General features: G+C 67.5%; 12 protein-coding genes and 1 pseudogene. 7 read left to right on the forward strand and 6 right to left on the reverse strand.

Going from position 1 to position 12,570, the window contains the following annotated elements; genetic code table 11:
* Positions 1 to 105 precede the first annotated feature (105 nt).
* The 6 genes and pseudogenes from BM342_RS11370 to BM342_RS11390 all read left to right on the forward strand — a co-directional run bounded on the left by BM342_RS11370 (position 106) and on the right by BM342_RS11390 (position 5,205).
* On the forward strand, positions 106 to 744 hold the full coding sequence (locus tag BM342_RS11370; protein ID WP_177232178.1) for an aa3-type cytochrome oxidase subunit III: 639 nt from the start codon (positions 106 to 108) through the stop codon (positions 742 to 744).
* Positions 745 to 793: 49 nt separating this feature from the next.
* Positions 794 to 1,588, forward strand: a complete 795-nt coding sequence (locus BM342_RS11375; protein ID WP_092965775.1) for a cytochrome bc1 complex diheme cytochrome c subunit — start codon at positions 794 to 796, stop codon at positions 1,586 to 1,588.
* A 38-nt stretch (positions 1,589 to 1,626) separates the two neighbouring features.
* A complete protein-coding gene (locus BM342_RS11380) occupies positions 1,627 to 2,703 on the forward strand; it encodes a cytochrome bc1 complex Rieske iron-sulfur subunit (protein ID WP_092965777.1) in 1,077 nt (358 codons plus the stop codon).
* The gene (locus BM342_RS11385; protein ID WP_092965779.1) at positions 2,700 to 4,307 is read left to right on the forward strand and encodes a cytochrome bc1 complex cytochrome b subunit; all 1,608 of its coding nucleotides are present in this window, start codon (positions 2,700 to 2,702) and stop codon (positions 4,305 to 4,307) included. The genes BM342_RS11380 and BM342_RS11385 overlap by 4 nt, the downstream gene beginning before the upstream one ends.
* Positions 4,308 to 4,338: 31 nt before the next feature.
* Positions 4,339 to 4,461 (forward strand): annotated as a pseudogene (locus BM342_RS20285) (hypothetical protein); the annotation flags it as partial.
* A gap of 48 nt (positions 4,462 to 4,509) precedes the next feature.
* A complete protein-coding gene (locus tag BM342_RS11390; protein WP_177232139.1) occupies positions 4,510 to 5,205 on the forward strand; it encodes a methyltransferase domain-containing protein in 696 nt (231 codons plus the stop codon).
* Positions 5,206 to 5,504: 299 nt separating this feature from the next.
* Here the strand turns inward: BM342_RS11390 and BM342_RS11395 are convergent, their stop codons facing one another.
* The 5 genes from BM342_RS11395 to BM342_RS11415 form a co-directional block, all read right to left on the reverse strand.
* Positions 5,505 to 5,933, reverse strand: a complete 429-nt coding sequence (locus BM342_RS11395) for a cytochrome c oxidase subunit 4 (RefSeq protein WP_092965782.1) — start codon at positions 5,931 to 5,933, stop codon at positions 5,505 to 5,507.
* Positions 5,934 to 7,670 (reverse strand): aa3-type cytochrome oxidase subunit I, encoded by a 1,737-nt coding sequence (gene ctaD / locus BM342_RS11400; RefSeq protein WP_092965784.1) that lies wholly within the window; start codon positions 7,668 to 7,670, stop codon positions 5,934 to 5,936. It lies immediately after the preceding gene.
* Entirely contained in the window at positions 7,667 to 8,569 is a 903-nt protein-coding gene (gene coxB / locus BM342_RS11405) for an aa3-type cytochrome oxidase subunit II (protein WP_092965786.1), read from the reverse strand. Before coxB ends, ctaD begins: the two co-directional genes overlap by 4 nt.
* A gap of 201 nt (positions 8,570 to 8,770) precedes the next feature.
* Positions 8,771 to 9,121, reverse strand: a complete 351-nt coding sequence (gene erpA, locus BM342_RS11410) for an iron-sulfur cluster insertion protein ErpA (protein WP_092965788.1) — start codon at positions 9,119 to 9,121, stop codon at positions 8,771 to 8,773.
* Positions 9,122 to 9,197: 76 nt separating this feature from the next.
* Positions 9,198 to 10,628: a dipeptidase gene (locus BM342_RS11415; RefSeq protein ID WP_092965790.1), complete on the reverse strand. Its 1,431-nt coding sequence runs from the start codon at positions 10,626 to 10,628 to the stop codon at positions 9,198 to 9,200.
* Between the two features lie 38 nt (positions 10,629 to 10,666).
* Between BM342_RS11415 and BM342_RS11420 the strand changes: the two genes are divergently transcribed.
* Positions 10,667 to 11,248 (forward strand): DUF3043 domain-containing protein, encoded by a 582-nt coding sequence (locus tag BM342_RS11420; RefSeq protein WP_092965792.1) that lies wholly within the window; start codon positions 10,667 to 10,669, stop codon positions 11,246 to 11,248.
* A 110-nt stretch (positions 11,249 to 11,358) separates the two neighbouring features.
* Here the strand turns inward: BM342_RS11420 and BM342_RS11425 are convergent, their stop codons facing one another.
* The gene (locus tag BM342_RS11425; protein ID WP_255368703.1) at positions 11,359 to 12,507 is read right to left on the reverse strand and encodes an alkaline phosphatase family protein; all 1,149 of its coding nucleotides are present in this window, start codon (positions 12,505 to 12,507) and stop codon (positions 11,359 to 11,361) included.
* Positions 12,508 to 12,570: the final 63 nt, after the last annotated feature.

Raw genomic sequence — 12,570 nt, forward strand, 5'->3', positions numbered from 1 at the left:
GGCCGATTCACGGGCTCTTCACACGTTGAGTTAGGTTTGCCTTACCGGGCCGAGCAGGACACGAGTCCCGAGGATGACGAAAACTCAGTGCTGATTTCAGCCATAATGGTCATCGTGACGAGCACCTCTATGACTTTTCAGGCGAGCGCGCCGGTGATCAAGCGACCGAACACCGTTGCGGTGGGCACGATCGTCTGGCTCGGCAGCGAGGTCATGTTCTTCGCCGGCCTGTTCGCGATCTACTTCACGCTTCGGTCGATGTCGCCCGAACTGTGGGCGGCGCAGACCGACGTGCTGAACTTCCCGTTCTCGCTGACGAACACGATCATCCTCGTGCTCTCGTCCGTCACCTGCCAGTTCGGCGTCTTCGCGGCCGAGCGCATGCAGCCCTACGCCACCGGCTGGAAGCCGACGCAGTGGGGCATGGTCGAGTGGTTCTTCCTCACCTTCGCCATGGGCGCGGTCTTCGTCGCCGGCCAGGTCTGGGAGTACGCCACGCTCGTCTCCGAGGGCATCTCGCTCTCCTCCGACTCCTACGGGTCGGCCTTCTACCTCACCACCGGCTTCCACGGACTGCACGTGACCGGCGGCCTCATCGCATTCCTCCTCGTCATCGGCCGCGTCTTCGCCGTGAAGAACTTCGGCCACAAGGAGGCGACGAGCGCGATCGTCGTGTCGTACTACTGGCACTTCGTCGACGTCGTCTGGATCGGCCTGTTCCTGGTCATCTACGTCCTCAAGTAAACGCAAGCAGGAGCGCCAACCCAGCATGCCCGTGAACAGGAAGAACCCCATGAACCGCCAGAAGCGACGCACAGGCCGCCGGCACCCGCTCGCGACGGTCGCACTGCTTGCGATCGGCCTCGTCTTCACCGGCGGCGCCTACGCCGCCCTGAGCGCCGGCACGACCGCGCAGGCCGAGACCGACCTCACCTCGCAGCAGACGATCGACGAAGGCAAGAAGCTCTTCCAGGCGAACTGCGCGACCTGCCACGGCCTCTCGGCCGAAGGCACCGAGACCGGCCCGAGCCTCGTGGGCGTCGGAGCTGCCTCGGTCGACTTCCAGGTCGGCACCGGCCGCATGCCCATGCAGATGCAGGGCCCGCAGGCCCAGGTCAAGCCGGTTCAGTTCACCGACGAGCAGGTCAAGCAGCTGGCGGCGTTCGTCGCCTCGCTCGGCCCCGGCCCGGGCATCGCGCCCGCCCACCTCGTCGACGGCGGCGGCGATGCGGCGAACGGCGCAGAGCTCTTCCGCATCAACTGCGCGATGTGCCACAACGTCGCCGGCGCCGGCGGAGCGCTCACCGAGGGCAAGTTCGCCCCCGCACTCACCGAGACCAGCGGATCCCACATCTACGCGGCCATGGTCACCGGCCCCCAGAACATGCCCGTCTTCAGCGACCTGAACATCTCGCCCGAAGACAAGCGCGACATCATCACGTACCTGAAGTACGTGCAGGACAACCGCTCCCCCGGCGGATTCGAGCTCGGCTCGCTCGGCCCCGTCGCCGAGGGCCTGTTCATCTGGATCTTCGGTCTCGGCGCGATCGTCGCGATCACCGTGTGGATCACGGCGAAGTCCAACTAAGCGCACGTCGGTACCGAAGTACCTGAAGAAGGAGAACCATGGCCCAGGACGACCACAGCGGAGCTGAGCTCGCCGCTGCCGACTCGTCGCATGCCGAGCACGAATCCGATGCCTCGCCCGGCACCGCGCTGATCGTTCAGGACGGTTTCACGAACCCCGGATTCCCGCCGCATCGCCCCCGTGTGACCGACGAAGACCCCAAGCGTGAGAAGCGCGCGCAGCGCACCGTCTACACGCTCTTCTACCTCTCCCTCCTCGGGAGCCTGTGGGCGGTCGCCGCGTACATGCTGTTCCCGATGGAGTCGAACAACGTCGGCGACGTGCGCCTGAACAACCTGTTCATCGGACTCGGCGCGACGCTCGCGCTCCTCGCGCTCGGTATCGGCATCGTCCACTGGGGCAAGGCGGTCATGGTCGACGTCGAGCTCGTCGACGAGCGCCACGAGGTCGGCGGCTCGCCCGAGACCCAGGCCGCAGCGGCCAAGGTGTTCGCCGACGCAGACCGCGAATCGGGCTTCACGCGCCGTGCCGTCATCCGCAACAGCCTCATCGGTGCACTGGTGGTCTTCCCGCTTCCGGCGGTCGTGCTCTTCCGTGGCTTCGCGCCTCAAGACGAACTGCCCGTGCCGCTCCTCAGCCACACCATGTGGCGCAAGGGCACGCGCCTCGCCCTCGACCCGAGCGGCGTCGCGATCAAGGCGTCCGACGTCACCATCGGCAGCGCCTTCCACGTGATTCCCGAGGGCCTCGCCGAGCTCGAGCACGGCAAGCTCGAAGAGAAGGCCAAGGCCGCCGTCCTCCTCATGCGCCTCGACCCGGCGGATCTCAACCAGCTCCCCGAGCGCGAGAACTGGTCCTACGACGGCATCGTCGCGTACTCCAAGATCTGCACCCACGTCGGATGCCCCGTGGCCCTGTACGAGCAGCACACGCACCACCTGCTCTGCCCGTGCCACCAGTCGCAGTTCGACGTCGCGAACCACTGCGAGGTCATCTTCGGCCCGGCGAAGCGACCGCTGCCGCAGCTGCCGATCGCCATCGACGACGAGGGCTACCTCATCGCGCAGAGCGACTTCACCGAACCCGTCGGCCCGAGCTTCTGGGAGCGTCATTGAGCACCGCATCGCCCACCACCGGCACGCAGAAGCGTTCGTTCACGACCGCGGCGGCCGTCTACGTCAATGAGCGCACCAGCGTCGCCGGCTTCATCAAGGAGCTCGGTCGCAAGGCGTTCCCCGACCACTGGTCGTTCCTCCTCGGCGAGGTCGCGCTCTTCTCGTTCGTCGTCATCCTGATCTCGGGCACGTTCCTGACGTTCTTCTTCCAGGCATCGATGGCCGAGGTCCACTACGACGGCTCCTACGTGCCCTTGAAGGGCGTGGAGATGTCGGTCGCCATGGCGTCGACCCTCGACATCTCGTTCGACATCCGTGGCGGCCTGTTCGTGCGCCAGATGCACCACTGGGCCGCGCTGCTCTTCGTGGCCGCCATCGGCCTGCACATGCTGCGCATCTACTTCACGGGCGCGTTCCGCAAGCCGCGCGAGTTCAACTGGGTGATCGGCTTCACGCTCTTCATCCTCGCGATGGCCGAAGGCTTCACGGGCTACTCGCTTCCCGACGACCTGCTCTCGGGCAACGGCCTCCGCATCATCGACGGCCTGATCAAGGGCATCCCGCTCGTCGGCACCTGGATCTCGTTCCTGCTCTTCGGCGGCGAGTTCCCGGGCACGCAGATCGTGGGCCGCCTGTACTCGCTGCACATCATGCTGCTGCCGGCACTCGTCATCGCGTTCATCGCCCTGCACCTCGTGTTCGTTGTCGTGCACAAGCACACGCAGTACGCAGGTCCCGGCAAGACGCAGCAGAACGCCGTCGGCCCGCCCGTGCTCCCCGTGTACGCCGCCAAGGCCGGTGGATTCTTCTTCATCATCTTCGGCGTGATCGCGCTCATCGCCTCGCTGTTCACGATCAACCCGATCTGGAACTACGGCCCGTACGACCCGTCCCCCGTGTCGGCCGGTACCCAGCCCGACTGGTACATCGGCTTCGCCGACGGTGCGCTCCGCCTGATTCCGCCGGGATGGGAGTTCGTCTGGCTCGACCGCACGTGGTCGTTCAACATCCTCGTGCCGCTGATCGCCATCGGAATCTTCATCGTCCTGGTGCTCCTCTACCCGTTCATCGAGGCGTGGATCACCGGAGACAAGCGCGAGCACCACATCGCGGACCGTCCCCGCAACGCTCCGACCCGCACCGCGATCGGCGCCGCCGGCGTCACGTTCTACGCGGGCCTGTGGGCCGCGGCGAGCTCGGACATCCTGGCGACGCACTTCCACCTGACCATGGAGGGCGTGATCCACTTCCTCCAGGCCGTGGTGATCCTCGGACCGTTCGTCGCGTTCTTCATCACCAAGCGCGTCTGCATCGCACTCCAGAAGAAGGACCGCGAGATCGTCCTGCACGGCTTCGAGTCGGGTCGCATCGTGCGCCTCCCCGGCGGCGAGTTCATCGAGGTCCACGAGCAGCTCGACGAGTACGACCGCTGGCGCCTGGTGAGCTTCGACACGTACGAGCCGCTCATGATCCGCCCGAATGCTCGTGGCAAGATCACGATCGGCCAGCGCTTCCGCGCTTCGATCTCACGTTGGTTCTTCGAGGACCGCATCGCTCCCGTGACCAAGGGCGAGCTCGAGTCCGGCCACGACGGCCACCACTGATTCACCGTTCATCGGTTCGGGCACCGTGACCATGTCGTTCGACGCGACCTGGTTCCGGTGCCCGAACTGTTTCTCGCCGCTCGCGCCGGTCGAGCCGTTGGTGCTCGGCTGCGAGAGCGGTCATCGATTCGACGTGGGACGCCAGGGCACGGTCACCCTGCTCCCCCCGCGTTCCCCGCGCACCATCGGCGACGACCATCAGATGCTGACAGCTCGAGCGACGCTGCTCGATTCGGCGCTGTACCTGCCGATCGTCGACTCCGTCGCGACGCTCGCGACGTCCGGTTCCCGGCCCGGCTCCGATGACGTCGACGACGTACCCGGTCCGCGCCTGGTCGATTTCGGATGCGGCACCGGGTACTACGCATCGCGAGTCGCCGACGCGACCTCCGCATCTTCAGTACTGCTCGCAGACCGCTCACCCGTCGCCGTCCGCATGGCGACGCGGAGCGTCGCAGGCGCCACGGGCGTGGTCCTCGACATCTGGCAACCACTCCCCCTCCGCGACGGCTCGGCCGATCTCGCGCTCAACGTGTTCGCTCCGCGCAACCCGGCCGAGTATGCCCGCGTGCTCCGGCCAGGCGGTGCGCTGATCGTCGTCGTGCCCCGCGAGACCCATCTCGCCGAACTTCGACGCGACGGATCGGTGCTGTCGGTACCGCCCGACAAGGAGCGCGTCGTGGCCGAGGCGCTCACTGCCGCCGGCTTCGAGGTGGCGGCTCGTGACCACGTGGAGTACGAGGCATCCGTCACGACCGAACAGCGCGCCATGCTCGTCGCGATGGGCCCTTCGGCGCACCACCTGCGCGAGCGGGCCTCAGACGACGACGGATCCGCACCGCGACAGGTGACCGTCTCCGTCGACGTGCTGGCATTCCGCCGCACCGCGACGCTCTAGCGGCACGAGACAGCCAGCTCGCTCGCGTCGAGCTCCTGGATCGACCTTCATCAGCCACCGAAGTGCCCTCAGGGCCCGCGTGCGCCTCGAGACGACCCGGAAGTCGTCGAGGCCGCGTGGACCCGTCAGTGCGCCGCTGACGCGCGCTCGGACCGGTCCAGTCGCGCCATCGTTCGAGGCTCGCTGCGGCGGGCGTGCAGTCGGGGGGCGCCATGTCCAGAGTCGACTGCCGGTGTCTCTGAGCTCCCGGCACACGAAAGCGGCCCCTGCACGAATGCAGGGGCCGCTTCGGTGGCGGATCAGCGCGCGAAGTTGCCGCGGTAGTACTCGTAGACCCACCCGACGAGACTGATGACGCCCACGCCCACGGCGATGAACGAGATCCAGAAGCCGACGGCCAGTCCGAGGAAGAGCAGCGCTGCCGAGGCGGCGAGCAGGATCGGCCACCAGCTCCACGGGCTGAAGAAGCCGAGCTCGGGGTCGCCGTCGTCGATGTTCGCGTCGAGGCGGTCTTCAGGAAGCTCAGCTCCCTGCGCCTTGTGCACGCGGCCGAGGTAGAACGCGATGAACGCAGCGAGCACCGCGCTCAGCGAGATCGCGACGAGGCCGACCCATTCAGGCCCCCCGTTCGGCTCGATGCCGCTCAGGGTCGTCCAGAAGATGTAGATGGCGGCCGCGACCGCGAAGAACCCGGACAGGATCCAGAACAGGACCACATTGGCGCGCATCTACTTGACTTCCTTCGTCTCGACATCGAACACGGGCGCGTCGGGAGCGTCCTTGCCCGCTCCGATGCCGACGGGGATGCCGGCCTCGGGGTGGTTGAGGTCGAACGCCGGGGACTCCGAGCGGATGCGCGGGATCGAGGTGAAGTTGTGGCGCGGCGGCGGGCAGCTGGTCGCCCACTCGAGCGAGCGGCCGTAGCCCCACGGGTCGTTGACGGTGACCTTGGGCGCGCGTCGCGCCGTGATGTACACGTTCAGGAAGAACGGGATCAGCGAGATCGCGAGGATCGCGGAGCCGATCGTCGAGAGCTGGTTCATCCAGGTGATGTTGTCTTCGGGAAGGTACGAGTAGTACCGACGCGGCATGGCCACCACACCCAGCCAGTGCTGGATGAGGAAGGTCGTGTGGAAGCCGATGAAGAGCAGCCAGAAGTGCCACTTGCCGAGCGTCTCGTTGAGCATCTTGCCGGTCCACTTCGGCCACCAGAAGTAGAAGCCGGCGAACATGGCGAACACGACGGTGCCGAACACCACGTAGTGGAAGTGGGCGACGACGAAGTACGTGTCGGACACTGCGAAGTCGAGCGGCGGCGACGCGAGGATGACGCCGGTCAGGCCGCCGAACACGAACGTGATGAGGAAGCCGACCGACCAGACGAGCGGGGTCTCGAACGTGATCGAGCCTCGCCACATCGTGCCGATCCAGTTGAAGATCTTCACACCCGTTGGAACCGCGATGAGCATGGTCATCAGGGAGAAGAACGGCAGGAGCACCGAACCGGTGACGTACATGTGGTGGGCCCACACCGTGACCGAGAGGGCGGCGATCGCGATCGTCGCATACACGAGCGTCGTGTAGCCGAAGATCGGCTTGCGGCTGAAGACCGGGAAGATCTCGGACACGATGCCGAAGAACGGCAGGGCGATGATGTAGACCTCGGGGTGGCCGAAGAACCAGAAGAGGTGCTGCCACAGGATGACGCCGCCGTTGGCGGGGTCGTAGATGTGGGCTCCGAAGACGCGGTCGGCTGCGGCTGCCAGCATCGCGGCGGCGAGCACCGGGAACGCCATCAGCACGAGGATCGAGGTCACGAGCGTGTTCCACGTGAAGATCGGCATGCGGAACATGGTCATGCCGGGCGCGCGCATCGTGATGATCGTGGTGATGAAGTTGACCGCACCGAGGATCGTGCCGAAGCCGGACAGGCCGAGTCCCAGCATCCAGAGGTTGCCGCCGACGCCTGGAGAGAAGGTCGTCGAGGCGAGCGGCTGATAGGCGAACCAGCCGAACGACGCCGCGCCCTGCGGGGTCAGGAAGCCCGCGACCGCCATCAGCGAGCCGAACGAGAACAGCCAGAAGGCGAACGCGTTCAGTCGCGGGAAGGCCACGTCAGGGGCGCCGATCTGCAGCGGCATGAGCACGTTCGCGAAGCCGGCGAAGAGCGGCGTCGCGAACATGAGCAGCATGATCGTGCCGTGCATGGTGAACAGCTGGTTGTACTGCTCGCGCGTCTGCACGATCTCGAGGCCGGGCTCGAAGAGCTGGGCTCGGATGATCAGCGCCATGACGCCGCCGATGCAGAAGAAGATGAACGAGGCGATCAGGTACATGTACCCGATGACCTTGTGGTCGGTCGACGTCACCCACTTGACGAGGATGTTGCCCTTGCGCTCGACCTTCGAGGCTCCGAAGGGAAGGCTGCTCGACTGCGGCCGAGCCGGTGCGGTCGTGGTGCTCATTCGCCTTCGTGCTCCTCTTTCAATTCGGGCGCGCCCGTACCGGGCAGGTTCTGGTTGCGGTCGTACTCGTTCGAGAGCTGGCCCTCTTGGCCCAGGTCGCGCAGCGAGTCGATGTACGCGTCGTACTCTGCTTCGGAGACGACCTTGACGTTGAAGAGCATCAGCGAGTGGTACTCACCGCAGAGCTCGGCGCACTTGCCCTCGTACGTGCCCTCGCGTTCGGGGACGAACGACATGTAGTTGGTCTTGCCGGGGAACATGTCCTTCTTGTAGAGGAAGTCCACGACCCAAAACGAGTGGATGACATCGCGCGACTCGAGCTCGATCTCGACATTCTTGCCGACCGGCAGGTAGAGCGTCGGGAGCTCGGACTGCACGAGCGAACCGTTGGGGCCCTCGTCGTCGAGCTGGCCCTGGATGCCGGGCGAGTACACGTCTTCGTTGACGTAGTTGAAGTCCCATGCCCACTGCTTGGCGATGACCTCGACCTTGACGTCGATGTCGTCGTCGGCGAAGCGCTGCTCGATCGCCTCCTGATCGCGTGCGGTGAAGGCGAAGAAGCCCAGCACGAGGATCAGCGGAACGATCGTGTAGAACACCTCGATCGGCATGTTGTAACGCAGCTGCACTGGGAGGCCGGTCTGGCCCTTGCGGCGACGGTAGGCGATGACCGCCCAGATCGTCAGGCCCCAGGTGATGACACCGACGACGAGCAGCACGATCCACGACGTGACCCACAGGCCCGAGACGCGCTCGGTGTGGTTCGTGACGGGAGGCTGCCCCTCCTCGAAGCCCGGCAGGAACCCGTTGAGCTGTGCCTGCGTGCACCCCGCGAGAACGAGGCTGAGTGACGCTGCGATCGGGATTGCAGCCCATCGGAGACGGCGGTTGTGGCGCACCGGTGACCTTTCGGGAGACTCGAAGGCGCTTCACAGCGAAGCGCATGATCGTTGGACAGCCTACTCCGACTCAGCGCCGCCAGTGTGCATCCCGGGTCCGTTTCGGGCCCTCGAGCGCGCAGAATTCGGTCACCATCTGCGCAAAGAAAGAAAGGGAGGCTGCCAGCGGCAGCCTCCCTTTCGCGGGGTCTTGAATGATCCTCAGTGGAACGAGTCTCCGCAGGCGCAGCTGCCCTCGGCGTTCGGGTTGTCGATCGTGAAGCCCTGCTTCTGGATCGTGTCCTCGAAGTCGATCGAGGCGCCGTCGAGGTACGGCACGCTCATCTTGTCGACGATGACCTCGACGCCGTCGTAGTCGACGACGGCGTCGCCCTCGAGCAGACGCTCATCGAAGTAGAGCTGGTAGATGAGGCCCGAGCAGCCGCCGGGCTGCACAGCCACACGCAGGCGGAGGTCGTCGCGACCCTCCTGCGTGAGCAGGCTGCGCACCTTGTCGGCCGCGGGCTCGCTCAGCTTCACGCCGTGCGTGGTTTCGGTGATCGTGTCGCTCATGTCTCTCCTCGGTGCGTCGAAGAACGCCTCATGTCTGGGTGAAGTCTAACCCCGCGTGCTGCGAAGAGGCCCGGAATCAGGATGCCTCACTCCCCCGCGCGTCGAGGCGTGCGAGCAGCAGCGCCTCGCTGAGCAGTGCGCGCTTGAAGACGCCGAGGTGCAGCGACTCGTTGGGACTGTGCGCGCGCGAGTCGGGGTCCTCGACGCCCGTGACGAGGATCTGGGCTTCCGGGAACTCGTCGACGAGCTCGGCGATGAACGGGATCGAGCCGCCGACGCCGATGTCCACCGGCGGCCGGCCCCAGGCATCCGTCATCGCGGCACGCGTGTCTGCGACCGCCCAGCCGCTCGTGTCGACGAGGAAGGCCTGCCCGAGGTCGACGCCCTCGAAGCCGAGCTGCACGCCGAACGGCGCATTGGCCTCGAGGTGCGAGCGGATCGCGTCGAACGCCGTCGCGGCGTCCTGGCCGGGGGCGATTCGGGCGCTCACGCGCACGAGCACCTCGGGGACGAGCGTGTTCGACGCATTCGCGACATCCGGTGCGTCGATGCCCGTGATCGTGATCGCGGGCTTGGCCCAGATGCGCGAGAGGATCGGGCCGTCGCCGATCGGCGTGACCCCGTCGACCAGGCCGGTCTCGGACCGGAGCTGCGCCTCGTCGTAGGCCGGCGGCTCGAGGTCGGCGCTCGTGAGCCCGTCGACGGCAACGGAGCCGTCGGCGGTCCAGAGCGTGTCGAGCAGGCGGATCGCCGCGAGCATCGCGTCGGGAACCGCACCGCCGAACATGCCGGAGTGCGACGCGTGCGCCAGCGTGCGGATGCGCACGTTGAACGCGACCGCGCCGCGAAGGGCGACCGTGATGGCCGGCGTCTCGAGATCCCAGTTGCCCGAGTCGGCCACGACGATCGCATCGGCGGCCAGCAGGTCGCGGTTGTCGCGGAGGAAGTTCGCGAACGAACGCGACGCCCACTCCTCCTCGCCCTCGATGAACACCGCGATGCCGAGATCGAAGTCGCCGGCCGCCTCGGCGAAGGCTCGGATCGCACCGACGTGGGCCATGACACCGGCCTTGTCGTCGGCGGCGCCGCGCCCGTACAGGCGGTCGCCTCGCTGCGTGGGCTCGAACGGCGAGGTCTCCCAGTCGCCCTCCTTGCCGGGCGGCTGCACGTCGTGGTGCGCGTACAGCAGGACGGTGGGCCGCCCGTTCCTGGCGGGTCGACTCGCGACGACCGCGGGCTGGCCGAGCTCCGAGCCGTCTTCGACGGTTGAACGGCGGATGTCGACGAGGTCGAAGACGCCGGTGTCGCGGAGGAGCGCGGCCACGGCCTCTGCGCTCTGCGCGACGTGGGCCGGGTCGAACGCCGGCCAGGAGACGGACGGGATGCGGACGAGGTTCGCAAGGTCGGCGACGGTGGATGGGAAGCCGACGTCGACGGCGTCGCGGATCGCGGCGACGAGATCGACGGTGCCGGAGGATTCGTGATCGGTGGGCTGGTGCTCGGTCATGCCGGTAATCTTAAGGGGAACCGATTCGAGGGATCCCCGTGGCCAACAACCCCACCAACAGCGAACAGCCGAGCGCCGAGACGCTCGAAGAGACGCAGGCGCGACTGAAGTCCGGCAAGGGCGCTCCGACGCCCAGTCGCGCCCAGCAGGAGGCCGCGCGCAAGCGGCCGCTCGTGCCCGACGACCGCAAAGAGGCGAAGAAGGCGGCGCGCACCAAGGAGGCCGAGGCGCGCGAGCGCGCGCGGGTCGGCATGGCCGCCGGCGATGAGCGCTACCTTCCGCTGCGCGACCGCGGCCCGCAGAAGAAGTTCGTGCGCGACTACGTCGACGCGCGCTTCAGCATCGGCGAGATCCTGATCCCGGTGATGTTCCTGGTCATCATCCTCACGTTCATCCCGAGCGCCCAGGTGCAGGCGATCGGCATCATCGCGCTGTGGTCCTTCTTCCTCGTCGCCGTGATCGACGTGATCATCCTCGGCGCGGTGCTCAGCCGCAAGCTCCGGGAACGCTACGGCGACAAGGTCGAGAAGGTGCGGTGGTACGCGGCGATGCGCGCGCTGCAGCTGCGCGTGCTGCGCCTGCCGAAGCCGCAGGTCAAGCGGGGGCAGTACCCGAGCTGATCGAAGCTCGACGCGTCGCGACGCGAATGCACGGAGGACGGCCGGCGGCGGATGCCCCGGCCGTCTTCGGCATCACCGAGCGGATGTCGCGACGCCCGGTGCACGCGTCGTCATGCCCGTCGGAACGCGCCGCCCCTGACGAGCGGCACCCGCGTCTCCTCATCGGTGAGCGAGCCGTGCTGCCCGATCATCGACTCGGCCCTGCGATCGGGCTCGCGGGCGTCGTAATAGGCGATGCCGGCTCGGGCGGCGACGAGGATGTCCCCGATGCGGGGCCGCACGTCGTCGTCGACGGGTCCGTACACGCCCGCGTCGATCGCCTCGTCGCGGGAGAGCACCCACGCACGGTGCCCCTCGGCCTCGCGCCATCGGTCGAGCATGGCCGCCCGCTCCCCCGCGCCGAGGTCGGGCTCCAGGTACAGGGAGAGGAACCGGGGCTCGCCTCCGACGTGCCGGACGCCGTCGACGAGGTCCGGTCGCGAGTCGATCAGCACGTGGCGGTGGGCCGGCACGTCGACCACGCCGTGGTCGGCCGTGACGAGGAGTCCGGCCGTCCGCGGCATCCGCTGCTCGAAGGCGGCGATCTCGGCGTCGACCTGTTCGAGCAGCCCCAACCAGCGGTCGGACTCCCAGCCGTGCGCGTGCGACGCCTGATCGAGTTCGGGCACGTAGAGGTAGACGAGTCGCTCGGGGCCGCCGTTCAGCAGGTCGAGCGCCTCGGCGAAGCGGTCCTCGATCGACGCCGCGACCCGGTACTCGGCGCCCCGCAGCACGGCACGGGTGAACCCCGAGTCGGCGTACCGCGCGGCACCGATCGCGAAGGTCTCGATGCCGCGGTCGGAGGCCTGCTCGAAGATCGTCGGGCAGCGCTGCCACGTCTCGGGCACCATCGCGGCATCCCACCCGCTCAACTGGTTGACGAGTCGATCGTTGGCGGCGTCGAGCGCCCGGTAGCCGACGAGTCCGTGCTCCCCGGGCAGCCGACCGGTCGTCAGGCTCGCGAGCGCCGCGGCGGTGGTCGACGGGAGCACCGTGCGGATCACGTCGCGCTTGGCCATGCGCGACGACAGGAACCGGGCGTGCCCGGCCCGCGCCTGCAGGTTCGAGGCGCCGAGCCCGTCGACCACCACGACCACGACGCCGGATGCCGCGGGCAGCCCGAACGGGTTCCCGACGCCCGTGAGGCTGGCGAGCGAACTGCCCATCACCCCGGTGGGGCGCGGAACGGCGTCGGTGGGCACCGGTAGCATGGCAGGCATCGCGCCCAGTCTCGCACAGGCAGGGCGCGCCCTTCGTTCCCGCGTGCACCCCACGCCGCCAGC

The sequence above is a fragment of the Agromyces sp. CF514 genome, assembly GCF_900113185.1.
Taxonomy (GTDB): Bacteria; Actinomycetota; Actinomycetes; order Actinomycetales; family Microbacteriaceae; genus Agromyces.